21 protein-coding genes are annotated in these 26,191 nt (G+C 43.8%); 7 read left to right on the top strand and 14 right to left on the bottom strand.

Annotated elements, in window-relative coordinates:
• Window positions 1–310: 310 nt before the first annotated feature.
• Window positions 311–949: a ribosome biogenesis GTP-binding protein YihA/YsxC gene (gene yihA, locus NH462_RS15140; protein WP_017219189.1), complete on the top strand. Its 639-nt coding sequence runs from the start codon at window positions 311–313 to the stop codon at window positions 947–949.
• A gap of 18 nt (window positions 950–967) precedes the next feature.
• On the opposite strand, the gene NH462_RS15135 is transcribed toward yihA, so the two are convergent.
• The 3 genes from NH462_RS15135 to polA all read right to left on the bottom strand — a co-directional run bounded on the left by NH462_RS15135 (window position 968) and on the right by polA (window position 5,298).
• A complete protein-coding gene (locus NH462_RS15135; protein WP_253106409.1) occupies window positions 968–1,498 on the bottom strand; it encodes a DUF1285 domain-containing protein in 531 nt (176 codons plus the stop codon).
• Complete coding sequence (locus tag NH462_RS15130; protein WP_010376305.1) at window positions 1,485–2,054, bottom strand: YceI family protein; 570 nt, start codon at window positions 2,052–2,054, stop codon at window positions 1,485–1,487. Before NH462_RS15130 ends, NH462_RS15135 begins: the two co-directional genes overlap by 14 nt.
• Window positions 2,055–2,541: 487 nt before the next feature.
• Complete coding sequence (polA, locus tag NH462_RS15125) at window positions 2,542–5,298, bottom strand: DNA polymerase I (RefSeq protein WP_253106408.1); 2,757 nt, start codon at window positions 5,296–5,298, stop codon at window positions 2,542–2,544.
• A 432-nt stretch (window positions 5,299–5,730) separates the two neighbouring features.
• On the opposite strand from polA, the gene elbB reads away from it, so the two are divergent.
• The 3 genes from elbB to NH462_RS15110 all read left to right on the top strand — a co-directional run bounded on the left by elbB (window position 5,731) and on the right by NH462_RS15110 (window position 9,811).
• On the top strand, window positions 5,731–6,381 hold the full coding sequence (gene elbB, locus NH462_RS15120; RefSeq protein WP_253106406.1) for an isoprenoid biosynthesis glyoxalase ElbB: 651 nt from the start codon (window positions 5,731–5,733) through the stop codon (window positions 6,379–6,381).
• A 245-nt stretch (window positions 6,382–6,626) separates the two neighbouring features.
• Entirely contained in the window at window positions 6,627–7,019 is a 393-nt protein-coding gene (locus NH462_RS15115; protein ID WP_010376308.1) for a cytochrome c5 family protein, read from the top strand.
• Between the two features lie 221 nt (window positions 7,020–7,240).
• Window positions 7,241–9,811 carry a diguanylate cyclase gene (locus NH462_RS15110; RefSeq protein WP_253106404.1) on the top strand — a complete coding sequence of 857 codons (2,571 nt, stop codon included), beginning with the start codon at window positions 7,241–7,243 and terminating at the stop codon, window positions 9,809–9,811.
• Here NH462_RS15110 and rep read toward each other — a convergent pair.
• A complete protein-coding gene (rep, locus tag NH462_RS15105; protein ID WP_253106402.1) occupies window positions 9,797–11,812 on the bottom strand; it encodes a DNA helicase Rep in 2,016 nt (671 codons plus the stop codon). The genes NH462_RS15110 and rep overlap by 15 nt on opposite strands.
• A gap of 194 nt (window positions 11,813–12,006) precedes the next feature.
• On the opposite strand from rep, the gene NH462_RS15100 reads away from it, so the two are divergent.
• Window positions 12,007–12,276, top strand: a complete 270-nt coding sequence (locus NH462_RS15100) for an accessory factor UbiK family protein (protein ID WP_010376312.1) — start codon at window positions 12,007–12,009, stop codon at window positions 12,274–12,276.
• Between the two features lie 66 nt (window positions 12,277–12,342).
• Here the strand turns inward: NH462_RS15100 and can are convergent, their stop codons facing one another.
• The 9 genes from can to ilvG all read right to left on the bottom strand — a co-directional run bounded on the left by can (window position 12,343) and on the right by ilvG (window position 22,239).
• Complete coding sequence (gene can, locus NH462_RS15095) at window positions 12,343–13,011, bottom strand: carbonate dehydratase (protein ID WP_010376314.1); 669 nt, start codon at window positions 13,009–13,011, stop codon at window positions 12,343–12,345.
• Window positions 13,011–14,207 (bottom strand): methyltransferase, encoded by a 1,197-nt coding sequence (locus NH462_RS15090; RefSeq protein WP_130163354.1) that lies wholly within the window; start codon window positions 14,205–14,207, stop codon window positions 13,011–13,013. The genes can and NH462_RS15090 overlap by 1 nt, the downstream gene beginning before the upstream one ends.
• Before the next feature lie 27 nt (window positions 14,208–14,234).
• Window positions 14,235–15,287: an ABC transporter substrate-binding protein gene (locus tag NH462_RS15085; protein ID WP_253106449.1), complete on the bottom strand. Its 1,053-nt coding sequence runs from the start codon at window positions 15,285–15,287 to the stop codon at window positions 14,235–14,237.
• Between the two features lie 122 nt (window positions 15,288–15,409).
• The gene (locus NH462_RS15080) at window positions 15,410–15,844 is read right to left on the bottom strand and encodes a hypothetical protein (RefSeq protein WP_253106401.1); all 435 of its coding nucleotides are present in this window, start codon (window positions 15,842–15,844) and stop codon (window positions 15,410–15,412) included.
• 57 nt (window positions 15,845–15,901) lie between these two features.
• Window positions 15,902–17,443 carry a threonine ammonia-lyase, biosynthetic gene (ilvA, locus tag NH462_RS15075; RefSeq protein WP_253106400.1) on the bottom strand — a complete coding sequence of 514 codons (1,542 nt, stop codon included), beginning with the start codon at window positions 17,441–17,443 and terminating at the stop codon, window positions 15,902–15,904.
• A gap of 2 nt (window positions 17,444–17,445) precedes the next feature.
• The gene (ilvD, locus tag NH462_RS15070) at window positions 17,446–19,302 is read right to left on the bottom strand and encodes a dihydroxy-acid dehydratase (protein ID WP_010607767.1); all 1,857 of its coding nucleotides are present in this window, start codon (window positions 19,300–19,302) and stop codon (window positions 17,446–17,448) included.
• Window positions 19,303–19,394: 92 nt separating this feature from the next.
• Complete coding sequence (locus tag NH462_RS15065; protein ID WP_010376327.1) at window positions 19,395–20,318, bottom strand: branched-chain amino acid transaminase; 924 nt, start codon at window positions 20,316–20,318, stop codon at window positions 19,395–19,397.
• A gap of 20 nt (window positions 20,319–20,338) precedes the next feature.
• A complete protein-coding gene (gene ilvM / locus NH462_RS15060; protein WP_010376329.1) occupies window positions 20,339–20,581 on the bottom strand; it encodes an acetolactate synthase 2 small subunit in 243 nt (80 codons plus the stop codon).
• Window positions 20,578–22,239: an acetolactate synthase 2 catalytic subunit gene (gene ilvG / locus NH462_RS15055; protein WP_253106399.1), complete on the bottom strand. Its 1,662-nt coding sequence runs from the start codon at window positions 22,237–22,239 to the stop codon at window positions 20,578–20,580. The genes ilvM and ilvG overlap by 4 nt, the downstream gene beginning before the upstream one ends.
• 527 nt (window positions 22,240–22,766) lie before the next feature.
• Here ilvG and NH462_RS15050 point away from each other — a divergent pair.
• Window positions 22,767–23,642, top strand: a complete 876-nt coding sequence (locus tag NH462_RS15050) for a TraB/GumN family protein (RefSeq protein WP_253106398.1) — start codon at window positions 22,767–22,769, stop codon at window positions 23,640–23,642.
• A 159-nt stretch (window positions 23,643–23,801) separates the two neighbouring features.
• Window positions 23,802–24,419, top strand: coding sequence for a hypothetical protein (locus NH462_RS15045; RefSeq protein ID WP_010607762.1), 618 nt, complete (start codon window positions 23,802–23,804; stop codon window positions 24,417–24,419).
• Here NH462_RS15045 and NH462_RS15040 read toward each other — a convergent pair.
• Window positions 24,405–26,129: a response regulator gene (locus NH462_RS15040; RefSeq protein WP_253106395.1), complete on the bottom strand. Its 1,725-nt coding sequence runs from the start codon at window positions 26,127–26,129 to the stop codon at window positions 24,405–24,407. The genes NH462_RS15045 and NH462_RS15040 overlap by 15 nt on opposite strands.
• Between the last annotated feature and the right edge of the window lie 62 nt (window positions 26,130–26,191).

Here is a 26,191-nt window from a genome sequence, read left to right as displayed (position 1 = left end):
TAACGCCAAACAGCACCGATCCATCTAAATACGCCTTGCTCAGCAGTGACTACTGATAGGTATACACTTTAGATTGACATTGCAATTTCTACATTCTACACGATATTACTTTCTCTGGCACGTTTTCTGCCCATATTAAGCTTATAATTTATAGGGACTTGACCTAGATTAATTAATATTGGCACGACGCTTCTGCCAATTAGCAACAAAAGCGGTGTTTAGAACAAACCTCACAATGCTTTTGGTTTCCGTCATACTGTTATAAAATACGCAATTCCATCCGCGAAAGTTTAATCAGTTAGGAGTCAGCGTGCTAAAATCTCGCGTTAAATACAATCAGGCACAATTTATCACAAGTGCCCCAGATATCAGTAAACTGCCACCAGACACTGGAATTGAAGTTGCTTTTGCGGGTCGTTCTAACGCTGGTAAGTCGAGCGCGCTCAATACGCTTACAGACCAAAAGCTGGCACGCACCAGTAAAACACCTGGCCGGACTCAGCTTATTAATACTTTTTCTCTAGGTGAAGATCAGCGTTTGATTGATTTACCTGGCTATGGCTTTGCGAAAGTCCCATTAGAGATGAAAAAGAAATGGCAAAAAGCATTAGGTGAATATTTACAACGCCGAAAATGTCTTAAAGGGATTGTGGTATTAATGGATATTCGTCACCCTCTTAAAGATCTCGATATGGATCTCATCAACTGGGCGACTGGCAGCAATATACCGGTATTGGCGTTGTTGACTAAAGCCGATAAGCTAAAACAAGGTAAGCGCAAAGCAGAAGTACTTCAAGTACGTCGTGCGCTATCTGAAATAGACGGTGATATCACAGTTCACGCATTTTCTTCTTTGAAAGGCATCGGGTTGAACGAATTAGCGTGGAAACTGGATGATTGGTACTTAGGTCCGTTTGTTAAAGAAGCTCAAGAAGAAGCGAGCGAATAATCAAAACGTAGGGCGCGCTTAGCTAAGATAAAAGCGCGTCTTTGCCGACATCAGATAAAAGCCTTTTTCATCTTCCTCAAGCAATTCAGCCCACTGATAATAGACATTTCGTGAAATTCTAGCGGTTAAACCATAATTGAGTGTGAGAAATGGAATATCTCCCCCATTAACATGCTCAAGCGCTAATGGAAACACATCACAAATGGGCCATTCACGGCCTAAATTATCTATCGCGATAATACACGGTGATAACTCCAAAGCTGATGCTTCATCACAATAACGCCATTGCTCGATAATAAAAGGATGAGCAAGCACCTCTATCTCACAACTTTCTGCTGGGGTTTTTAACCAATACTGTTGACCATCAAAGGTTAAAACACTAGCAAACAAGGCAACTAGCGATTGCCGTTTAATTTCACGCCCTTGATGAAACCAACGACCGTCCGCCGCAATTTTGATGTCAGAAAAACCGCACGACGGCGCCGACCAATTTTCGGTCGGCGCATGAGTCGTAACATACTGTTTGATTAACGCATCAATTTTGTTCATCAAAAACCAAGTTGAAGCTAACAGGCACGCTAGTCGCGATAGTCTTCAGACCCGCGATTTCTCGTAGCGCTTCAATTCCTTTATCTAACCCAAACTGCTTAGAATCGAGAATAAACGCATGTACCGGTGTAACCACCAAGCCATTTGCACTTTTCGTTATCAATAAGTCTAGGCTGATCTTTTGGATCTGACCATGCAGTGTCAATGTTGCTGTTACATCATTGATTTTTTGTGTACCAGCTTTAAGTTTAGCAAGCACTTCAGAAACATCAGCGTTAACTTTCGCCTTTGGGTGTTGCGCTACATTGAACAGCATCTTTTGCATGCGTTCATTACGGATCGGGATCATCGTTTCAACGCTTGCCAGGTCAATATTAACCTCAAGCTCGCCTTTAGCAGATAATGTACCATCTATCGTTTTAAAATGATGTACTTCTGCAACGCTAGTCTGTTTCACAGACACAAAACTAACATCGCTTTGTTGTTGATTAAATTGCCAAGCTGCGAACGCCTGAGAAGAAATAAGTGCACTACCTAAAAGAAGGTACTTTAGCATGACGACTTCCTTATGAAATGAGAGTGAATTGCATTTGAGCGCTCAGTGTAAAACGCAGTGCAAATTAAATAAACCTTTAATCTAAAACTGATGGCTAAGACTAGATATTATTCTTGATCTAAGACTAGAAATTGATTTGTTCAAGAGAAGAAAAAGACGGCCCGTAAAAATTACGAGCCGCTATAGCAATCTGGGGAGAAGCTATCAATACACTGTATCCTCTTTCGAGAGATACATCATCAACAGGATGTCCTACAGGATGAGGACGGCGCGAACAATAACAAATAGACGTTCAGAAATAAACACCAAAAAGCAAAACTTGAGCCAATTTGATAAACTTTCAACGTTAATTTGTTTTTTGTTACTGGAGATTAACAGGAGCTACAAAATTAAGACGCTATGCTGCTAGTGTATACTTGCAAACAAAGATGAATGAAGTTGCACTAGTCTAATCGACTAGTGCAACTCGGGTAGATTTTAATATTGACTAGTGCGCTTGTTCCCAGTTGTCACCACTGTCGGCTTCAACTAATAACGGTACATCAAGTGTTGCCGCTGCGCTCATCAACTCACAGATCTTTTCACTGTATTCAGCAACTTTATCACTGTGTACTTCAAACACTAATTCATCGTGCACTTGCATGAGCAACTGGATATCATTGCTATCACAGCTTTGTAGCCATTCATCCACTTTAATCATCGCTTTTTTGATGATGTCCGCCGCAGTGCCCTGCATCGGTGCATTGATGGCTGCACGCTCTGCTGCTTTTCTGCGAGCGCCATTACGCGCATTGATATCCGGTAGATACAAGCGGCGACCGAATAAGGTTTCTACATACCCTTTATCAGCAGCCTCTTCACGCGTACGCTCCATATACTCTAATACACCAGGGAAGCGTTCAAAGTACATATCCATATAATGTTGCGCTTCATTTCTTGGAATATCTAACTGACGTGACAGACCAAACGCACTCATGCCATAGATCAGACCAAAGTTAACCGCTTTGGCTTTTCGGCGCATATCAGAAGTCACTTCCTCTAGCGGCACGGAAAACACTTCAGACGCTGTTGCACTGTGTACATCTTTACCTTCAGCAAAGGCACTCAACAACCCTTTGTCTTGTGACAAATGTGCCATGATCCTAAGCTCGATTTGGCTGTAATCCGCCGCAACGATTTGTTTATTATTGTCGGCAACAAATGCCTGACGAATACGACGTCCGGCTTCATTACGGATTGGAATATTTTGCAAGTTAGGATCGCTTGAGCTTAGACGGCCCGTTGCGGTAACGGCTTGATGATAAGAGGTGTGCACACGACCAGTATCCGCATTAACCAATTTTGGTAGTTTATCGGTATAGGTTGATTTCAGCTTAGCTAAGCCACGATGCTCAATAATAAGTTTTGGCAGTGGATAATCATGCGCCAACTCTTGTAGCACTTCTTCAGCCGTTGAAGGCGCGCCTTTTGGCGTTTTCTTAATCACTGGCAGCTCAAGTTTGTCGAACAATATCGCTTGCAATTGCTTTGTTGAACTCAGGTTGAACTCCTCACCAGCAATTTCAAAGGCCTGTTGTTCAAGCTCACCTAAGCGTTTTTCAATCTCAATACTTTGCTTTGCGAGCATATCACCATCGATGTGCACACCAGTGCGTTCAATGCGAGAAAGTACACTCAGCAGCGGTAATTCAATTTCTGTAAATACTTGCTTAAGGCGATTTTCTTTTTCAATTAGCGGCCAAAGGTGTTGATGTAACCTCAGCGTAATATCAGCGTCTTCCGCGGCATAAGGTGCCGCCTTTTCTAGCTCAATTTGGTTAAAGGTCAGTTGGTTCTTACCTTTACCAGCTATGTCTTCAAAGCTAATGGTTTTATGGCCTAAATATTTTAGCGCCAAGGAGTCCATATCGTGACGAGTTCCAACACTGTTAAATACGTAAGACTCCAACATGGTATCAAAAGCGATCCCCTGCAGTTCAAGCCCTGCACGAGCAAGCACACTTTGATCATATTTTAAATTTTGACCCACTTTTTTGATCTGAGGATCTGCAAGTAGTGGTGCCATGATCTCAAACACCATATCTTGAGAAAGCTGCTCGGGCGCTCCCACATAATCGTGATTGATTGGTAAGTAAGCCGCTTCGCCCGGTGCAACCGCAAAGCTCATTCCTACTAGATCCGCCTGCATATAGTTAACACTGGTGGTTTCAGTATCAAAAGCGATGAGTTGGGCTGCTTTTAACTTAGTTACCCAGTCATCAAGCTGTGCTTTTGTCAAAATAGTCTCGTATTGGGTGTCGACCTGCGCCGCTGCAGGCGCCGACCCTTCAGCCTCCACATCAACGATATCAGCTTGTGACTGACCATCCAGCAATTCAGCTAACCAACGCTTAAATTCACACTGACCATATAGCTCGATTAAGCGATCTTTGTCCATCTCAGCTATCTTAAATTGCTCTAAGTCTTGCTCTACTTCACAATCCAGCTTAATGGTGGCTAATTCATATGACAATTTTAGCTGCGCTTGGTGTTCCTCTAGTTTTTTCGCCATGGTTTTTGAGCCACGAAAACCTAAATCAGCAATTTTGTCTAAGTTTTCGTAGAGCGAATCAATAGAGCCTAACCCCTGAAGCATCGCCAATGCCGTTTTTTCACCAACGCCAGGTACGCCCGGAATATTATCGACCTTATCTCCCATTAACGCGAGATAGTCGATGATCAAGTCAGGACCAATACCAAATTTATCCACTACCCCTTCAGGGTCTAAGATCGTATTCGTCATTGTGTTGATCAACGTGACATGTTCATTGACCAATTGCGCCATATCCTTATCACCAGTGCTGATTAGCACATGGCGACTTTGCTCTGACGCTATTTTAGAGAATGTACCGATCACGTCATCAGCCTCAACACCACTTATACTTACCAGTGGTAGGCCCATTGCTTTAATTATTTCGTGGATCGGCTCAATTTGCGTTCTCAGATCATCCGGCATAGGCGGGCGATGTGCTTTATACTCGCTATACATTTCGTTGCGGAAAGTTGGCCCTTTAGCGTCAAAGACTACTACCATATGACTTGGTTGATATTGCTTAAGCAAACTCTTAAGCATATTGATCACACCGTAGATCGCACCAGTTGCTTCACCTTTTGAATTTGTTAAATGTGGTGGCGCATGATAAGCACGAAATAAATAGGAAGAACCATCAACCAAGATCAACGGATTTTGAGGGATCTGAGACATAAATATTGGATCCTAAATTAGTCTTTTGTGGAGTAGAATGTAAGGATGCCACAAGGCACAAGATAAAACGAGTTTCGCGTTATCTCATCATTTAGATAAATCGTGCTGCACCTGTGGATAACTTTGTAGACAAACACGAAAAATCGCTCCGAAACTTTGTTTTAAAAGTCAGAGTGTAAATTAAAACTTTGATTTACTTGCGCTTTTTGTGCCTTTTTTATTGTTATTATCTTTACCGCTTTGTGGATAAAGAATTTTTTTAGTCACGCTTAACAAACTGGGTGAGTAAAAAATAGCCTGATTTTCTCAAGCGGAGGAGTATACTAACACAATTGATCAAAGATCATAGAAGATCCTTTATAATTTTTTAATTCGTGCATAATTCTTTTTATGCATATAGCGCGCATGATGTGACATTGAAGGGAGAAATGAATGAAAAAAGTAGCGGTAATTTTAAGTGGCTGTGGAGTATTCGACGGTGCCGAGATCCACGAGTCAGTATTAACACTACTCAATCTTGAAAAAGCAGGGGCAAGCTATCAGTGCTTTGCACCTAATATTGATCAATTCCATGTGATCAATCACATCACCGGTGAAGAACAAGATGAACGTCGTAATGTTCTTATTGAAGCCGCCCGCATTGCACGCGGAGAAATTGCAGATTTGGAAACATTAAATGCTGACGAATTCGATGCATTGGCATTACCCGGAGGTTTTGGTGTCGCAAAGAACCTTTCCGATTTTGCTTTTAAAGGCGCTGACTCTACGATCCTTGAAAGCGTAAAGCGCGTATGCCGTGAGTTCAATCACCAACAAAAGCCTATTGCTTATTTATGTATTGCGCCAGCACTCATCGCCCATATCCATACACCGGGTACACTCGCAACCATAGGTAATGATGTTGATACCGCAGCGGCAATTAATACGCTTGGTGCAAAGCACGTGGATTGTGAAGTGACCGAGATCGTCGTTGATGACAATGAAAAAGTTATTAGTACACCGGCATATATGCTAGCATCATCCATCCTTGAAGCCGCGACAGGCATCGAAAAGGCGGTGATTAAACTCATCGAAATGGCATAGAGGCGATCACTTCCCCCCATCCATTCGTATTAGTAAAGAAAAACGTCAAGGCCGAGCAATTCGCATTTCGGCCTTGAACGATTGCAAATTTAGGCAGAAAAGCTTGCCCTAACGCAATAAATTAATGGTTTTAACCATTTATACTCAAGTTTACGTTTTATAAATGAACAGGTGACGTTATAATCCCAATAATTCCGTCATCCATTATCGTGATTGAACACGTTCAAACGAAGTGAGCAAGGTAAATGAAAAAACTTTCAGCAGCACTTTTATTGCTATCAACAGCCGCAGTTGCGCAACCATACGACAATTCTTTAACTGAAGAAGCGATTAAAAAACGTCTTCAGCCTATCGGCTCAGTATATTTAGCTGGTGCTGAAAGTGCAGCAGAAGCCGAGCCATCAGGACCTCGTTCAGGTGAGCAGGTTTATCAAGCGGCATGTTTCGCTTGTCACGGCACCGGCGCATTAGGTGCACCAAAAACAGCCGACGATTGGGCACCGCGTCTAGCGAAAGGTAAAGACGTATTACTAGATCATGCGATCAATGGCTTCAATGCAATGCCTCCTCGCGGTACTTGTATGAACTGCTCGGATGATGAGATTGCAGCAGCAATCGATTTCATGACAAGTAAATAAGTATTTCAACTTCTGTATTTAGGGTAGAAAGACTTATTGGACAGTGCAGCGTTTATCGCTGCATTTTCGTCTCAATATAGTGTCATCAAAGCCGTGATTAACACTGGTTTGATATCGCTTTATAAAGCGAACAGGAATGAGAAATTTACACTTGACCGTCTCGGCTAAAAGTGAAACTATTAAGCTCAATAATTAAACAACAATAAGAACTGGTTTCGTCATTGGAAGAGCCACAGCAACAGGTTAGGAGACTATCTCGGCGAACCGCCAGATTAGAGTCTTTACTCAAAAAGTATAAAAGAAAGTCTCAACTTCAATACACATTAATTCAGTTATCAGAACAGGCTAGCACTGTTGCTGAGCTTACCCTGTTGTATCCCGCAATCCACAATATTCTATCTCAATATTTACCTAGCAAAAGCTTTTACGTTGTCCTGCAAAATCGCTTTACTCAAGCGCTTGAGCTATCGTATTTTGTTGATGAGAAAGACGGTATTTCTGTCCCACTTCATGAAGCACATCACTTTAAAGATGGTGTGACTGGTTTTGTATTTAAAACTGGCGAAACCGTTTATCTCACCAAAGATGACATGCTATCGCGAGCCAATGCTGGCGAGTTTAAGATAATGGGCAGTCAAGCAGAGCATTGGGTGGGTGTACCTATCTACCGCGATGGCGCAATTATTGGCGTGATGGTATCGCAAAGCTACGAAGCCGAGCAATCCTACAGCGATCATCAAGTTGAATTGCTTGAAGTCATGTCACTGTATCTGGCCACAGCGATTGAACGCGTTAAAAAGCGTGAGTTACTAGAGTCTGAAGTGAAAATTCGCACGCGGGCACTAATGCAAAGTAATGAAGCACTTAATAAAGAGATAGAAAACCGCAAGCGTGCGCTAGAAAGACAGCAAATCTTATTCAAGATTTCTGAATTAGCAACCCAGTTCTCCGATATTGACGATGTTTACCAACAAGTTCACGACATTATTCGTTCTATTACTTTTGCCGACAACCTCTACATAGCGCTTTACGATAAAGAGACGAATTGGCTTACCTTCCCGTATAGCGTTGATGAAAAAACCAGTTATAACCCTCGCCCATTTGCAAAAGGGTATAGTGAGCTGGTCATTCGTACTGAGCAAAGCCAGTTAATAGACAGTACCCGTGCCAAAGCCTTAGCACTCGAAGGCACAGTAGAGCGCCCCGCAGGCTATAATCACAAGCTTGCTGCAACGAGTTGGCTTGGTGCACCATTAAAAACCGCTACTGGCGTCATCGGCCTGATCGCATGTCAGGCTTATGAGCACAAACACGAATTTAATTATGATGATGTTGAGCTGATCTCTTTTGTATCTAATCAGATTGCCTCTGTACTACAAACGCACCTAGCGAACCAAGCGCTTAAGATCAGTCACCAGCAGTTAGAACATCGAGTTGCGGAAAAAACCAAAGAGCTACAACAAGCCAATTTACACCTGCAAATGCAGATGGAAGAGCGCAAAAAGATTGAGCAACAGCTTTATCATGATGCTCATCATGATTCACTCACGGGCCTTCCAAACCGTAGTTTGTTTTTAACTCAGCTCGAAAAGACGCTGAAGAAACATCATCGTTATCCCGAAGATAACTTTGCCGTTCTTTTTATTGATTTAGATAAATTTAAAGACATTAATGATGAATTAGGTCACCAAGCTGGCGATCAGTTTTTGGTGTGGGTGGCACAGTCATTCTTAGAGTGTATTCGTGAACACGATTTATTAGCTCGACTTGCTGGTGATGAATTCGTGATCTTACTTGATCACCTAACCGATCGTCAGCAAGCGGAAGATGTCGCCAAACGTATTATCAAAGTCATGCAGCAACCTTTCTGTTTGAAGGGGGTATGCATGCAAAGCGGTGCCAGCATAGGGATCACCTACAGTAATAAGCTATACCGTAACACCGATGAAATCATCAGAGATGCCGATGCGGCAATGTACTATGCTAAAAACGCTGGCCGTGGTCGCTATGAATTTTATCATCCATTGCTAACCGCAAGCTCAAATGCTCAAAAGCAGCAAGAGCAGCATCACTTAGATAAGCTCCCTACCCACTTCCGCTGTACTGAAATCGTGAACTGGTCTGATAACGCCCAACCAATTGGCTTTTTGGAAGCCTTTGGCGAGCATCCAGTGTTAGGCAGCACCAGTTTTGATATTCTGAAAAAGTTTGCCGCAGAAAAATCTCAACTGCTTGAAATTGAATTGCACCTACTTAACAAAGCGCAAGAAATTGCCCTTAGCCGCGATGAAGATATGCTATTTGGCTGCTCTGCAATGTTACTAGAAAGCGCACATTTTGACGCGCTAAAGCAGCAGCTTAAGCGGCAAGACAAACCACTTTGTTTGCTCTTCGAAGAAAGCGAAATTCGCTTTGCTTCTAGTCAACAGGTATTAAATCTCAGAGCCCTAGCCGATATGGGGATCCCTATTGGCTTGAATAATTTTGGTAAAGATCGCTGCGATCTAACCCTAATCAGCCAAGTTGACTTTACCTATGTCTTATTAAGCTCGACGTTTAGTAAACGCGTCTTACAGCAAACGAGTTATGAGGTTCAATTACAAGGTATTTTAGCCGTTACTAAGGTGAAGAGTATTAAGGTCATCGCCCGGGGTCCTGCGATTTTAAACTTTAGAAGCTTGCTGGAAAAGCATGGCTTGCAGCTTTTTTTTGGCAAACAGCAAATGCTGGATAAGGGCAACGAACGTGTAGCCTTTATCCAGAGTTTTGATAACGAATCAGTCCCGTCTTAGCATTGCCCGTAAATTCGCAACGTTAGACTTACCTTTTTCCATTCGTTCTGCCTGTGTCGCCACAGGCTTTTTCCCTTCAATTTGTAAATCATCTTGCGGCAATTCTTGTACAAAGCGACTCAGCTCTGGGGTGATCTGCTCACCAAATTGACGACGACTTTTGGTATAAGTCAATGTTAAGGTTTGCTGAGCTCGAGTTATACCAACGTAGGCCAAACGCCTTTCCTCTTCGACATTATCTTCATCAATACTCGTTTGGTGAGGTAGTAAGCCTTCTTCCATCCCCACCATAAATACGTGTGGATATTCCAAACCTTTGGACGCATGCAGCGTTAATAACTGTACTGCATCTGAGTCATCTTCCTCTTCATTGCGCTCAAGCATATCTCTTAATGTGAGTTTGCTTACCACTTCTGGCAGTGTCATGGCGGGGTTATCAGCATCTCCCGTGAGCATATCACTTATCCAACGGTATAATTCTGATACGTTTTTCATCCGCATTTCCGCAGCTTTTGCACTGGGAGATGACTCGTACAGATACGCTTCGTAATTAATTTCACGGATCATATCTTTTACCGCTTCCAAGGTACCTCCGCGGGTTGCTCGGTCGGAAAGCTCAACCACCCAGCGCGCAAATCCCATCAATGCATTTAAGCCACGACCCGCCAAGCGATCTGAGAGCTCTGACTCAAAACACGCCGCAAATAGACTGATATGGCGCTCGTTGGCAAAGCTACCTAGCTTTTCTAGTGTCACCGGGCCAATCTCGCGTCGTGGGGTATTGACGATACGTAAAAATGCGTTGTCATCATCTTGGTTCACTAAGAATCGTAAATAAGCCATGATGTCTTTGATTTCACTGCGTGCAAAGAACGACATACCGCCACTGATTTTGTATGGAATACGGTTGGTCATGAGTGCCTTTTCAAACACTCGAGCTTGATGATTACCGCGATAGAGCAATGCATAGTCGCGATAGCTGGTACGTTTCATAAACTTGTGTGAAATGATCTCCGCGACCACACGCTCCGCTTCATGCTCTTCGTCACGAGTCGCTATCACACGGATCGGGTCGCCATACCCCAGCTCACTGAACAGTTGTTTATCAAATTCATGGGGATTGTTGGCGATAAGAATATTCGCGGCTTTTAGAATCCGACCTGCACTACGGTAGTTTTGTTCCAACTTGATAAGTCTTAGGCCCGGAAAGTCTTTGCTCAACAGCACTAAGTTTTGCGGTTTAGCGCCACGCCATGAATAGATAGACTGATCATCATCACCAACCACAGTAAAACGTGCGCGCTCACCAACGAGCAGTTTCACTAACTGATACTGGCTGGTATTGGTATCTTGATACTCATCCACCAGCAAATAGCGGAATCGTTGCTGCCAGCGCTCTCTCACATCAACCGACTGATTCAAAAGCAAAGTTGGGATCATAATAAGATCATCAAAGTCTAAAGCATTGTAAGCACGCAGCTGTGTTTGATAACGCGCATAAAGCTGAGCGAATAGCGCTTTTTGTGGCTCTCGCGCCTCTCGAATAGCACGCTCTGGCAAAATAAGCTCATTCTTCCAGTTACCAATCTGCATTTTTAGCAAGTTGAGTAAGTCTTTATCACGCTCAAGCTCTTTTTCAGTGAGTTCACTTAACAACTGATTGGTGTCTTGATCATCAAACAAGGAAAAGCCGGGTTTATAACCCAAGGTCTTGACCTCTTTTTTGATGATTTCCAGCCCTAATGTATGGAATGTCGACACCCATAAACCCTTAGCTTCTTGCTTGCCCAAAGTTTGTGCCACCCGTTCTCGCATTTCTTTCGCCGCTTTGTTGGTAAAGGTGACCGCTGCGATATTCTTGGCTTTGTATTCACACTGCTGCACTAGGTAGGCAATTTTATTGGTAATAACCCGGGTTTTACCTGAGCCCGCCCCTGCCAATACAAGGCATGGACCACTGATATATTTTACCGCTTCGTCTTGTTTTGGGTTGAGCTTCATGCAACTAATCCGGTTATCTTCTCGCTTGGCACAATGTTGGCAACAACTGTCAGTGCTGAGGGGTTGAGGCATTCTTATAAACTAAGCTCGCTAGTTTACCGTATTCATGTAAAACTATGAAGCGAACCTTTTCCGTCTGCGGCGCATAAGGTAAGATGGACTGTGTATACTGACTCGCAAGCTAAGGTAAGAAGATGATTAATCCAGCCAAAATTGAAGAAATTGCTAAGCAAATTTCCAGTAACATGCCACAGGGCGTAAAGAATCTTGCTGAAACATTTGAAGCAAGAACGAAACAGGCGATCCAGAGCAAATTATCAGAAATGGATTTTGTTAGCAGAGAAGAGTTTGATATTCAAAGCAAAGTGCTGATCCGCACGCGTGAAAAATTGGTTGAACTTGAAGAAAAAGTGGCGCAGTTAGAAGCACAACTTGCCAGCCAAGCATCCGACTCACAGGAATAAGCAACCAAAGCTTTGGAAAGTAAAGCGTGCGCTTGTGGCGCACGCAATCTCTAAACTATGTTGACCCTAGCAATAGCGCTGGTTCACGCCAAGCAGAGACTTTTCATAGCAAAGCGACAGTTGCTCCATATCTTCTACGGCGTTCACCACCTCATTCAAGAGACCATCAGCTAGACCATAGACCCACCCGTGTACCGTCAAAGTTTGACCTCGCTGCCAAGCATCTTGAACAATATTGCTCTGACACACGTTGCGCACCTGTTCAACCACATTTAGCTCACAAAGCGCCGCACACTGCTTTTCTTTGCTCACTTGTTCAATAATCGCTTGGTGTTTCTCTTTCACATCAGCGACATGACGCAGCCAGTTATCAATAAGGCCAAACTTAGCATTATCGAGCACCGCTTGCACTCCACCGCAACCGTAGTGACCAACCACCATAATGTGATCCACTTTGAGCACCTCAACCGCGTACTGCATGACCGACAAACAGTTGTGATCGGTATGCACCACGACATTGGCAACATTGCGGTGAACAAACAATTCTCCAGGCATTAAATCAACAATCTCGTTGGCAGGCACACGAGAGTCAGAGCAGCCAATCCATAAATAATCTGGATTCTGTTGTTGCGACAGTTTTTTGAAAAACTCAGGATCACTGGCATTGGTGCGATCTGCCCACTGTTTATTATTATCGAGTAAGTGACTCAGCGGACTTGGGCTCGTTTTACACATTAATGGTTCTCCGACTGACGTTCAGCCTGTATCAAAATATTCCTTGGGGTGAGTGACTTTTCGCAAAAAGTACTAAGGGTGACATCATACCCAGCTGCTTGCAGATATAAAACCCTATCTAGGACCAACCAGATCTCAATCGCACGACGAAACACGTGTCGTACTAGCTCAATTCTGTCCGTTACTTGTTTTCGTTCACGCCCAATACGTTCATATTGGTCAAAATCAATTCCATCAGGCAGGGCAAGCTGCTTCTGCTCAGCTGCCCAATAACAGAATTCACTAAACGACCCAGAAAAAATAGCCTTATTGACCGAAGGCACACTCACGTAATGTTTATCTGCGGTAAGTTCTCTACGAAGCGCATCAAACCCTAGGCGCCAACTTACCTCTTTTTTACGTACTTGTGCCACTCTCCCGGGCGCTGTAACTGTCTCTTGCAGCGCAAGCTTCATATCGTGATGAGACAAATTGAGCTGACTCTGCTGTGCTTCAACACTCATGGCTTGATAATCAGGTGGTGTAAATAAGTGATAGCAGCACGGAGAGAGCGATAGCTTTTTCATACCATTCGCCACCGCTTGGTGCATAAATACACGATGTAATTCACCACATGCATGCAGTGCAATACCATGGCGATTTTCAACGAAGTGGTGATGTATGTCATCTTTCAGCACGTCGGCACAATGAAAATGCAAGTTTAGATTTTGCCGCTTCGCGCTTTCCTCTCCTTGTCGACACAGATCCGCTTGAAGCTCAATACTGTTCACTTCAGGCGCGCCATGATAAGAAAGCAATCGACCTAAATGACCTTTACCTGCGCACCACTCTAGTACCGATGCCTTGGTTTCATTTACTGCGGCAACAAAGTCTTGAAGTTGCTCTAATTTACGCCCTTTTATGCCATTACTCAGCCAAAATGGTAACTCATCTCTACGGCCCACTTTTTGCGGTAAAGCACTTAAGACCGTAAGTTGTTCAAGTTCGGGAATATAGCGACTAAAAAAAGTAAAAAGGGCATCAGTGTCACTGTCTAATGTTGATACTGCATCGTCGCTTAACCGCAGTAATTCAGATTGCAGTTGTGGCCAGGGAATAGTGAGATGCTCAAAAGCAACGACTTGCCAATATTGTCGGGTATCGAATAATAATTTATCTAGAAGTTGAAAGCGTTTGCTCGGTTCCACAATGGCCACGGTTGTCAGGGAAACAATACCCTTATTCTAGCGTAATTGTTGATGATATTTACGAGAAAAAATTAAGTGGATATACATTGGGATACAAACCAATGTCAAAATCGCTGCAATAATCAACACCCAAGATAGCTTAGGTTGTTCATTCTTCACTTCTGAATAAATAAAGCGCGATTTGTGTTCATGAAATTGACTCACATCTAAGTGATATAGCTGTGCTATCCATTGCCATTTTGCCGTCGACATTGTTCCAATTGGAATATTAGCCACCTTTATGAACTCCCTTAACTTCTCTGCCTCAAATGCGAGCTGTTCTAGGGGTTTTTGGGTAGCGTATTGCTGTTTAGTTATCGCTAAGGTTTCTTCTAGATGTAACATAGCGTATCGCCAACCTTTAAGGCTCGCACGACGAAAACGTTTAACAAGCTCAGGACGGTTTTCTAGTACGCTTTCCGTAGTAAAGAGCACGTCAGCATAAACGTTTAAACCAAACTGCTTAGGGCAAATTTCACGGGTTGATAGACCGCTTTGCTGCACGGTATAGGGCTCATTGGTGCTATAAACTTGCATCGCATCAAATTTACCCGCGATAAAGTCTTTCAGTGGCTCACTGCCTGAATACAAGCGCATATTTTGTGTATTGACGCCTGCACGTTGCAACATCATGAGCAACTCACCGTTTTCTGTGTGTCCTAAATGACTGAGGCGTTTCCCCTGGAAATCACGGGGAACATAAATATCACTGTCGGCTCTTACCATCCAACAATAAGGAGAAGACTGTAGTATCGCAGCAAGCGCCACAAAGGGTTTACCTTTGAGCCTTTGTTTTAAAAGGCCTGAGTGAAACACACCGAACTGTGCTTGCCCGTATAGCACGCGAAAATCAACGTTAGGATTATTGGGATCGGCAGGAAGGATCTGAACGTCTAACCCTTCCCTATGATAAAACCCTTTTTCCTTTGCCATATAGTAACCAGCAAACTGAAATTGATGCGTCCACTTTAACTGTAATGTGACTTTTTCAAGGGCTGCAATCTGAGTGCTCAAAAATAAAAGTAATAACGCAACATAGTACCTAAACATCATATCCTTGCGTTTTTCAACTGATAATAGCTAACTATAGTTTAAGGTGCTCAGGCTGCCATTAAGATTGGGTAAGTATTGAATATAACAGTGAGTTAAGTACTACTTTAACTGACTAAGGTTCAAAGCAGCTGTACGTTGCAATTCTCTATATGTGTACCTAGTATGTTCTTAAGGTGATGATAGATCTGATCTTGGCTACCTTTGCACATAATGTCATAGCCATTACCATTATTCTTCTCGATGATCCCAAGGTAATTATCATCAATAGCGACAGACTCAACTTGCGCTATTGGCATCATAATTTTATTTGCCCCGTAGATGAGCATTAACTTCTCGCCCTCTTTTAATAACATTTGCTCTGGGCGTCTGTTGGTACCGATATCACCTTGGAGTACGACCGATATCACTGTAATTGCAAACGCAATTGGCAAGAAAAGTGTGTGTTCGATCAGATCTGGCCAAAGTGCACTCGCACCAAAATATAAGCCCGCAAGTAATACAAGCCTTGTAACTAACGTTATGAAGATGTCCTTGTTTTTTCTTTTTCTAATCATGTAATCCACTGATAAAATTAGATACTTTCATGACCAGCGTACCTAATTCAGTACTTATTATCCAGCCTTTTGCTTTGCTAACTGCTCGCCATGCAAAAAGCGTGTAAAACACGGGTTATCTGTTTCTTCTTGAAACTGATACGCTAACTTTGCAAGATGTTCATCAAAGCGCTCATAATCACTGGGCTCAACTTCAAAAGCGGCTAACACATTGCCTTGTGCCGCACCGTGATTGCGATAATGAAATAAAGTAATATTCCAATTACAGCCGAGCATGTCTAAAAAGCGTGCTAATGCGCCTGGATATTCAGGAAATTCAAACCGCAATAAACGTTCATTCATGACGCTCGGCGGTTTGCCGCCTACCATATATCGCACATGTAACTTTGCCAGTTCGTTATCTGATAAGTCATCAAACAGGTAGCCGTTTTGATGCAATGAAGCGGTTAACTCAGTTAGCTCTTGCTGGCCATTTCTAAGCCCAACACCAACAAAAATTTGCGCTTCGCCACAGCCGGCATAGCGATAGTTAAACTCAGTGATCGCTCGGCCACCAAGAGAGTGACAAAAACGCTTAAAGCTGCCTTTTTCCTCTGGAATAGTCACCCCGAGCAATGCTTCATGTTTAGCACCTAGCGCCGTTCTTTCGGCGATATATCTCAACCGATCGAAGTTTAAATTAGCGCCTGACAAGATAGCCGCAACACTCAGCCCCTTTTCACCCGTTTGCGTGAGCCACTTCTTCAAACCCGCGGTTGATAACGCGCCAGAAGGCTCTGCAGTTGCTCTCGTCTCCACAAAAATATCTTGAACCGCCGCACAAATTTCATCGGCATTAACCGTCACGACTTCATCACAAAACTTTTGTGCTAATCGAAAAGTTTCAGTGCCAATAAGCTTCACCGCTACGCCATCCGCAAAACCACCGACTCGCTCAAGCTCCACGGGTTTTCCCGCTTCAAGTGCAGCTTTAAGGCATGCACTGTCCTCAGCTTCTACCCCAATAATACGGATATCAGGGCGAAGTGACTTCAAATACACTGCCATTCCCGCAAGCAAACCACCACCTCCTACGGGAATAAATACGACGTCTAGTTCATCAAGTTGCTGAATTAACTCTCGCGCCACCGTACCTTGGCCGATGATCACATCTTTATCATCAAATGGCGGGACAAAAACACCATTTTGCGCTTCACAAAGATCTAGCGCGTACTGCTTTGCCGCATCAAAATGATGGCCGTGTAAGATCACTTCACCACCGAGCTTACGAACCGCGTTGACCTTGATCTCTGGCGTAGTCACAGGCATTACAATGGTAGCGTGCTGACCTAGATGCGTTGCACTTAGTGCAACCCCTTGAGCATGATTACCCGCAGAAGCGGTATACACCCGCGATCCTTTCGGTAACTGACGTAGCTTGTTATACGCACCACGCAATTTGAAAGAATAGACCGGCTGTTGGTCCTCTCTTTTCAGCCAAATTTGGTTACCAAGCTGGGCTGACATTTGCTCTAGTTGATTCACTTGCGTTACCTCAACGAGCGGTGCCACATTCGCCTGAATAATGGCTCTAAAGTAATCAAGCTCTTGGGAAACCATCGCTAGCCTAACTCCTCTAGTTTTTGTAAGTCACGTACCGCGCCTTTGTCTGCACTCGTGGCTAACAGTGCATAGGCTTTTAGCGCGGGACTCACATAACGTTCTCTGTTAACTGGTTTGTACGCTTCTTTACCACGAGCGAGTTGCTTTTCATGGCGCAGCGCCAACTCGGTGTCGTCCAGTTTAACGTCAATACTGCGGTTATAGATGTCGATAGCGACAACATCGCCGTTTTCAACCAGCGCCAGATTGCCACCACTGGCAGCCTCTGGAGACGCATGGCCAATAGAAAGTCCAGAAGTACCGCCGGAAAAACGACCATCGGTAAGTAAAGCGCAGTCTTTATCTAGCCCCATCGATTTAAGATAGCTAGTTGGATACAGCATTTCTTGCATACCCGGACCACCTTTAGGCCCTTCGTAGCGAATGATCACTACATCACCTTTCTTAACTTGGCCACCCAGTATCCCCTCGACGGCATCGTCTTGAGACTCGAATACCACAGCCGGCCCCGTAAAGCGCAGCATTTCATCGGCCACCCCGGCACTTTTCACGATACAACCATCAGGCGCTAAGTTACCTTTCAATACTGCAAGGCCGCCATCTTGCCTAAAGGCATGCTCGATAGAGCGAATACAGCCGCCTTCACGGTCTAAATCAAGCTCATCCCAGCGATACTCTTGGCTCATAGCTTGGGTAGTGCGGATCCCAGCAGGTCCCGCGCGATAGAAAGTTTGTGCCCGTTCGTTATCACGGTCTGCGGCATTCCAACGCGCAATAACTTCACCTAGATTTCCGCCAGCAACATGTCCCACCGACAAGTCCAATTTATCGCCTCTGGCCAGCTCGTTGAGAATGGCCATAATGCCGCCAGCACGGTGAACGTCTTCAATATGATATTGCTGTGTTGCCGGAGCAACTTTACATAAAAATGGTGTGCTACGAGATAAGCGGTCTATGTCATTCATATCAAAATCGACAAAGCCTTCTTGCGCTGCCGCCAATAAATGCAGCACGGTATTGGATGAACCGCCCATCGCGATATCTAATGTCATGGCGTTCATAAATGCAGCTTGGTTAGCAATGTTGCGTGGCAGCACTTGCTCATTGTCTTTACCATAGTATTCGTCACATAAAGCCATGATGCGCTTTGCTGCGCCCAAATACAGCTGTTGGCGGTCTTTGTGTGTCGCAAGTGTAGTACCATTACCAGGCAACGCTAAGCCCAGCGCTTCTAATAAACAATTCATGGAGTTGGCAGTAAACATACCTGAACACGAACCACAAGTAGGACAAGCAGAGCGCTCAACTTGCTCAGAATCTTCATCACTCACGGTTGGATCTGCGCCTTTCACCATAGCGTCGACAAGATCCAATTTTAGATCGATATCCGCTAAACGAGTTTTTCCCGCTTCCATCGGGCCGCCAGAAACAAAGATCACCGGAATATTCAACCGCAATGCAGCAAGTAGCATGCCTGGGGTGATTTTGTCGCAGTTAGAAATGCAGACCATGGCATCAGCACAATGAGCATTAACCATGTACTCTACCGAATCTGCAATTAAGTCTCGAGACGGAAGCGAGTAAAGCATGCCGCCGTGGCCCATGGCGATACCATCATCAATAGCAATGGTATTAAATTCACGGGGTACGCCGCCTGCTTCTGTTATCGCATCAGCCATTAATGCGCTAAGTTGATTGAGGTGAACATGACCCGGAACAAATTGGGTATATGAATTCACGACCGCAACGATCGGTTTATGGAAATCACTGTCCGTCATTCCCGTTGCTCGCCACAATGCACGAGCACCCGCGCGTTGTCTGCCCTCTGTAGTTGTCTTGCTCCGTAATTTAGCCATGCTTCACCTTTTTCTCGGCTTTGCCGAGCTCCTCATTCCCACAATTTACAATGCGCTTTTGTTCGGGACGCTTGGCCCCGATTCCAATAAAATTAATCGTTTACGTATTCTAACCAGCCATTTTCGTCATCAGCTTGACCTTTAACCAAAGCGAAATAGGCCTGCTGTAACTCTTCCGTAATTGGACCTCTACCACCATTACCCACGGTAATCTTGTCTACGCTGCGAACAGGTACTACTTCCGCTGCGGTACCAACCATAAAGAACTCATCAGCAAGATAAAGCGCTTCGCGAGCAATTGGCTCTTCACGTACTTCATAACCGCGTTTTTTTGCCAAATGAATGATAGTGTCGCGCGTGAGACCAGGTAGAATACAAGCTGTGGTTGGCGGGGTATAAAGCACGCCTTTTTTCACAACAAATAAGTTCTCACCAGCACCTTCGCTCAGGTAACCATTAACATCAAGTGCGATCCCTTCAACATAACCATTACGCTTCGCCTCACCTGAAATAAGTTGTGAAGATAAATAGTTACCACCCGCTTTCGCCGCGGTAGGCATGGTGTTTGGTGCAAGGCGGCTCCAAGAAGAAACACACACATCAACACCTTGCGCTAAGCCTTCTTCACCAAGGTATGCACCCCATTCCATCGCAGCGACTGTCATGTCTGCACGGTGCGATTTCGGGTTTAAACCAAGACCTACATGACCCAAAAATGCAAATGGACGAAGGTAAGCATTGGTAAAGTCATTTGCGCGGATAGTCTCTTTACACGCTGCGATTACTTCCTCTTTGGTAAAAGGAATTTCCATACGGTAGATCTTCGCGGAATCAAAGAGGCGTTGAATATGATCGGTTAAGCGGAAAACAGCTGGACCATTTGGCGTATCGTAAGCACGGATCCCTTCAAAAACTGAGCTGCCATAATGTAAAGCATGGCTAAGCACATGGGTGGTCGCTTGAAAATAAGGAACCATTTCACCGTTATGCCAAATTACTTCTGATGTTTGTGTCATTGTTAACTACCTTAATTCTTCTAAATTGCCTGTTTCTGTAGTGTATGCAAGTCAACCGCTTGCACTTCTACTAGCTTACTCAGTTGTGAGGTTAATAAATAGATAGGTTTGTCACTATCTACGGTCATTTTGACGTGGAATAAATCATCTTGACCTTGTAATTCCAAATTCGTTAAGCGAAATCCGCGATGTCTGGCTACGCGTAAAAAGCGCTCCACTGCGATGCTCTGTTGTTTTACTGCAACGGTTAAATGGTGTTTCATGAAAGGCTCTCCGTCATCATTTCATCATTGGCAGCACCAGGTGGAACAAGCGGCCATACGTTTTCTTTATCGTCGATACAAGCATGTAAAATATAGGGCCCTTGCGCATTCACTATGGCGTCAACGGCGTCATCTACTTGGTTTGCATGAGTAATTGTCTGCCCAGGAATACCGAACACGGCAGCCAAAGAGACAAAATCTGGATTGTCTGACAGGTCGGTTTCACTGTAACGACCGTCAAAAAAGAGTTGCTGCCACTGTCTCACCATACCCAGCCTTTGGTTGTCTAATATTAATATTTTAACTGGCAGGTTATTACGGCGGATGGTTGCCAACTCTTGAATATTCATCATGATGGAGCCATCGCCAGATACCGTGATCACTGTGTTATCTGGACGTGCTATCTGTGCACCAATTGCAGCTGGTAAGCCAAATCCCATCGTGCCTGCACCGCCACTACTTAAGTGATTGCTTGGATGAGTGAATTTCATGTGCTGGGCCACCCACATTTGATGTTGGCCTACATCGCAGCACACTACCGCTGTATTGGGTAGCTTTTGGCTCAGTTGATTTAACAAATACGGTGCAAATACTTTTTCGCCAGGATAGTCATAACGCCACGCATGTTGACGTTGCAGTGCTTCGATGGTCTCTAGCCATTCGCTATTCGTAACCACACATTCAAGTTGCGGCAATGACTGTTTTAAATCTGCAATAAGCGAAGCGGCCGCGGGTTTACGTTTACCCACTTCTGCAGGGTCGATATCTAAATGGATCACCTTTGCCCCTGCAGCAAACTTTGCCAAATTCCCCGTTACACGGTCATCAAATCGCGCCCCGATACATACCAACAAGTCACATTGCTGAACCGCCAGATTCGCCGCTTGAGTACCGTGCATACCGAGCATTCCTAAGTCATAATCATAATCTGGGGTTACGCTGCCCAAAGCTTTTAGCGTCGATACGGCCGGCATATGGGTCTTTTCTAAAAATTGCATCAGCTGTGACTGCGCATCGGCGCTTTGCACACCGCCGCCAATGTAGGCAACAGGTCGTTTAGCATCACATAATAATTGATTGGCTTTTGCTACTTCAGTTTGCGAAACCCTCGGCTGTTCGTCTTGTGGCGCAGCAAAAGGATGAAAAGGTACTTTAGCTAGCTGGATATCTTTGGGAATATCGACCAACACCGGACCAGGTCGCCCAGACTGCGCTAAGTACATGGCTTCTTGTAATATTTCAGCCAAGTCTTCCGCTCGCTCAACCATGTAGCTGTGCTTAGTACATGACAAAGACATGCCCAGCACATCCACCTCTTGAAAGGCATCCGAACCGATAGCAGCGGTCGGCACTTGCCCAGTGATAGCCAATAGCGGAACTGAATCCATCATGGCATCAGCAAGTGCGGTGATAAGATTTGTCGCGCCGGGTCCAGAAGTGGCAAAACAAACCCCAAGCTTGCCAGTGCTACGAGCATACCCAACAGCAGCAAAACCAGCACCTTGCTCATGACGAGTCAAATAATGCTTAACTGGCGCGCCATACAAAGCGTCATAAATGGGCATGATGGCACCACCTGGATAACCAAATACGTGTTTAACGCCTTGCTCTTCTAGCACCTTGATAACAAGTTGTGCGCCGGTTGTTGAATTGCTCATGATCTGCTCTCAGTTGCCTTTTTATGCCCTAAAACGAAAACGCCCCCCGAACCTTTTGGTGCGGGGGGCGTTTATGCTGATACTTTTCTTACAGCACTAACCAGCCCCCGCGGTAATAATAATCACCACGTTGATAATCACGACTAGTAGAGTTGCTGTTAGTAACATTGCTTGAATTCCGTAAATTTAAACTTGGCAATCATTCAGTGTAAGCACTGTGCTGCCTCTTTTTCTATTAATACCGCGCCTTGCACACTGAAGTCAACACAAAAAACTATGCTATTTAAAATTAAAAACCTGAGTTTAACGCATAAAAAAACCAAAAAACCAAAAACTAAAGAATTAAAACAACCACACATTTTAAAATGCGAATTTTCTATTGGTTCAGTTTCGATATAACGAAAAATTTACTTTCTCGATTTCCCTATATGAAATTTTTTCTACCGCCTAAGCGCACTTCATTTTTTAGTGACATTCACATTTCGATATCGCAGACTGACCCTTTAAAACCAACAGGGATCATTACTATGGTTAAAGTATTTTCACCATTGTTATTTATTTATCTTTGCTTAAGCCTTTTCAGCAATCTCGCCAACGCAGAAGTTGGCCTGTGGAAAATAGAAAAGGACAACAAAACGTCGTACTTATTTGGTACCGTCCACGTCGGTGACGAACAAATGCATGGTTTACCTGCCAAGGTAAAAAGCGCCATTGCGAGCAGTGATAGAGTCATGGTTGAAGTGAACTTAGAGGCGCTCTCTCCATTTGCGATCCAACAGCGCTCCATGCCATTTATGCTGTTAAAAAACAACCAAACTCTAAAAGACCAACTCTCCGCAGAAGTCTATCAGAAGCTACAAGACTACTTTTCGAAAAAGCAAATAGATATCGCCTTATTTGAACGCTATGCGCCATGGGCCGTGATGGTAACTATGCTACAACTGGAATATCAAAAGCTTGGATTTACCGATACCAATGGCATCGATAAACAAGTAATAGCCTATGCAAACGAAAAGAAGATCCCAATTGGTGAATTTGAAACCTTAGAATATCAGCTTGAAATGTTCAGTCAGCTGAGTATTCATAGTGACGCTATGCTCAAGGAAACATTTGCACAGATGTCTGATTTGAATACCTACTTCTTGGATTTAGTTTCCGCATGGCGAAGCGGCGATTTAGAGAAGTTATCCCATTACTATCAGGTAAGTTTTTCGGATGATAAATATGGCAAATTAGCCGAGCAATTGATGATCATTGAACGCAATAATAACTGGGTGAAAATGCTTAAAAAGCAGCTCCCTAATGAATCAACGTTTATTGCCGTTGGTGCATTACATCTTGTTGAAAAATATGGCCTTGTTGAGCAACTTAAAAACAATGGTTATTCAGTCACCCGACTATAACACTCAGCGCTATCTTGCTAAGAGGTAAGCAGTTTACTTTGTAGGCGTGTTAAACAGATACTTCCATTAACACGCCCTAAAAAAATAAAAATCTTTTTAAACCTTTTCATTTTTATGTGCGACTTACCTTTCAAACACTCTCGTTGAAGGTAAAAAATAATGAAAAAGGTAGCGTTAGTTTTAGCATTAAGTGCAGCGGCAATGACTGCACAAGCAGAAGATTCAAAAACCATTACAGCATCATTCCCAAGCAATAGCCTAGCCGAGTTAGAAGTGGATATTGCCGTAGGTAAAATCGACCTACAAACTTACAACGGCGACACCATAGAGGTCGAAATTTTGGTTGAACCGAAAGAGTCAGACAGTTGGTTTGGTAAACCAGATGTGAGTGAGGCCACCCTAAACAGCAACACATCAGGGGATAAATTATCACTTGAGATCAATTCAGATGATTATGAACTATCTTGGCAAGTTAAGGTGCCTGTTAATTTGGCCTTAGATGTTGAGGTTGGTGTTGGCAAAATTGATATTCAAGATCTTAATAACTCTGCTGATTTAGAGGTAGGCGTAGGAAAAATTAAAATTGAGACTACCACCACCGATTTCAAAAAAGTGTCTTTAGATTCAGGTGTTGGTAAAACAGCAATGTCGGGTTTTGGCAATGTAGAAACTTCCGAAAAGAGTATGGTTGGCTCGACAACAGACTATCGTGGTCAAGGCCAGTATTCCATCGATGCAGAAGTCGGAGTTGGAAATATTCGTTTAAGACGAGACTAAGTCTCCACACTTATTCAGTAATAGCGCCACTTTGCTATGCAGCACATCCGGTTGCAACGGCTTATACAAATGAGCCGTTGCGCCAAGTGCGTAGACCTTATCCAGATCCTCCGCATTGGTATTTGCGGTCACGACCAAAATAGGCACAGCTGGATCTAGCTTTCTCAAACGCTCAGTGGCTTCAAAGCCATCCATCACAGGCATATTTAAATCCATTAGCACGATATCGAACTTACCCACCTCATATACTTCAAGGGCACCTTCACCATGTTCAACATGCGTTACTTGTTTGGCTACGGGCTGGAGCATTTTTTCAATCACGCGCGCATTTAGTAAGTTATCTTCCACTAGCAAAATGCGAGCTGACACCGGCTTCATTTTACGAGCCAATGTCTGTTGGTTGTCAATTTCAATGGGAACTCTCAAGGTTGCTCTTGTACCCGTTGGCTCCCTCTCAATAAAATCTAATCGTCCCCCAAGCGCTGAGGTGAGTAATTGGCAACGTTTAAGCCCTAACTGCGCCCCTTGAAAATGTTCGCTATGCACAGCTTCTCGTAGCTGCTGATAGTCGAACCCAGGCCCAGTATCTTCAACAACAAACTCTAAATATGGCGTATCTTCATCTACAACCAGATCCGCAAATACTTGAATGCTGCCACGCTCAGTAAATTTAATTGCATTATTGACCAATTCACTGATCAACCAACCAACACGCTTACAATCACAATAACAGGTCACATCTAACTCATTGCTCAATGCCAAATTAAAAGCGAGAGATTTCTTGTGTGCGGTTAGTTGAAAGGCAATACAGGCTGATTTTATTACTTCTCGCAACGCGACTTGATGACGCTCAATTACCACTTCTTGCTCGGAAAGGTTATTAAAATCTTGAACCGAATAAAGTAATACATCCAATTGATTTGCCGCGCTTTTCACATGCTGTAAGTGTTGGATTTCTTTGTTACTCAGATATTCATCTAAATACCCATGAATAGCCTGCAATGGCGTTCTTAGCTCGTGACTAACGCGTGCTAAAAATCGTGATTTTGAGTGTAGTGCATCGTCGGCAAGCTTTCTTGCCGCCTCTAATTTATCAAGTGTCTCAGCAATTTCTTGTGCCATTGGACGAAATACAAATTTCGCTTCTATAAACAGCAGCAACAGTCCGAGCAGCCAAATTAACAATTCAATTTTCCTCACCATCTCTGTCTTACTTCGCGCTTGCTGCTCGAATAGTGAAACGGCCTCATTCAGTTTTGGGAGTATATGCTGAGATGCAGTAAAGATTTGTTCCACCAGTTGAGGAGTGGATAGCTGTAACTGAGACCTTGATAAAGTGATAAAAGTATTACTTTGCAAATCCAATTGCACTGGCTCTTGGTAGTAAAGCGCTGCAAGCGCCTCATTCAAATAAATAGCCTCTCCTCCCTCTGTTTTAGTTAAAAACTCATGATTACTTTCAAATTTATCAATGGTTTGACGCAGCACCTCACTGTCTATTTTATCCTCTTGTGCACTGAAAAGTGCGATACGTTGGGACAGCATCCGCTGCATACCCGCAATATTAATTACGTGTGCGTCTTGGCTCTGCTGATACAGTAAATACTGCATAACCCCCATCGCCATCGACAGCAATATAGCCATAGCTAGTAATGCCCCGATATAACGATTTTTAACTTTATTTATTAACGACATTTTTTTGTTTTTCATCTCATCGCATTGTCTCAGCTGCAATGCTAAGTGTAGTTAACAATCGTAATATTTACAGTCTG

The organism is Pseudoalteromonas sp. OANN1 (assembly GCF_024124685.1).
In the GTDB taxonomy this organism is placed as follows: domain Bacteria; phylum Pseudomonadota; class Gammaproteobacteria; order Enterobacterales; family Alteromonadaceae; genus Pseudoalteromonas; species Pseudoalteromonas piscicida.
This window is presented reverse-complemented; position numbering and strand designations above follow the sequence as displayed.

Excerpts from the sequence above, each read along its gene's own strand:
- rep (WP_253106402.1), bottom strand. The coding sequence starts at position 11,812 with ATGAAGCTCAACCCAAAACAAGACGAAGCGGTAAAATATATCAGTGGT.
- ilvD (WP_010607767.1), bottom strand. The coding sequence starts at position 19,302 with ATGGCTAAATTACGGAGCAAGACAACTACAGAGGGCAGACAACGCGCG.
- polA (WP_253106408.1), bottom strand. The coding sequence starts at position 5,298 with ATGTCTCAGATCCCTCAAAATCCGTTGATCTTGGTTGATGGTTCTTCC.
- ilvA (WP_253106400.1), bottom strand. The coding sequence starts at position 17,443 with ATGGTTTCCCAAGAGCTTGATTACTTTAGAGCCATTATTCAGGCGAAT.
- NH462_RS15045 (WP_010607762.1), top strand. The coding sequence starts at position 23,802 with ATGAAAAAGGTAGCGTTAGTTTTAGCATTAAGTGCAGCGGCAATGACT.
- can (WP_010376314.1), bottom strand. The coding sequence starts at position 13,011 with ATGTGTAAAACGAGCCCAAGTCCGCTGAGTCACTTACTCGATAATAAT.
- NH462_RS15135 (WP_253106409.1), bottom strand. The coding sequence starts at position 1,498 with ATGAACAAAATTGATGCGTTAATCAAACAGTATGTTACGACTCATGCG.
- NH462_RS15065 (WP_010376327.1), bottom strand. The coding sequence starts at position 20,318 with ATGACACAAACATCAGAAGTAATTTGGCATAACGGTGAAATGGTTCCT.
- NH462_RS15085 (WP_253106449.1), bottom strand. The coding sequence starts at position 15,287 with ATGTTTAGGTACTATGTTGCGTTATTACTTTTATTTTTGAGCACTCAG.
- NH462_RS15080 (WP_253106401.1), bottom strand. The coding sequence starts at position 15,844 with ATGATTAGAAAAAGAAAAAACAAGGACATCTTCATAACGTTAGTTACA.
- NH462_RS15130 (WP_010376305.1), bottom strand. The coding sequence starts at position 2,054 with ATGCTAAAGTACCTTCTTTTAGGTAGTGCACTTATTTCTTCTCAGGCG.
- NH462_RS15115 (WP_010376308.1), top strand. The coding sequence starts at position 6,627 with ATGAAAAAACTTTCAGCAGCACTTTTATTGCTATCAACAGCCGCAGTT.
- ilvM (WP_010376329.1), bottom strand. The coding sequence starts at position 20,581 with ATGAAACACCATTTAACCGTTGCAGTAAAACAACAGAGCATCGCAGTG.
- NH462_RS15050 (WP_253106398.1), top strand. The coding sequence starts at position 22,767 with ATGGTTAAAGTATTTTCACCATTGTTATTTATTTATCTTTGCTTAAGC.
- ilvG (WP_253106399.1), bottom strand. The coding sequence starts at position 22,239 with ATGAGCAATTCAACAACCGGCGCACAACTTGTTATCAAGGTGCTAGAA.
- elbB (WP_253106406.1), top strand. The coding sequence starts at position 5,731 with ATGAAAAAAGTAGCGGTAATTTTAAGTGGCTGTGGAGTATTCGACGGT.
- NH462_RS15040 (WP_253106395.1), bottom strand. The coding sequence starts at position 26,129 with ATGAAAAACAAAAAAATGTCGTTAATAAATAAAGTTAAAAATCGTTAT.
- NH462_RS15100 (WP_010376312.1), top strand. The coding sequence starts at position 12,007 with ATGATTAATCCAGCCAAAATTGAAGAAATTGCTAAGCAAATTTCCAGT.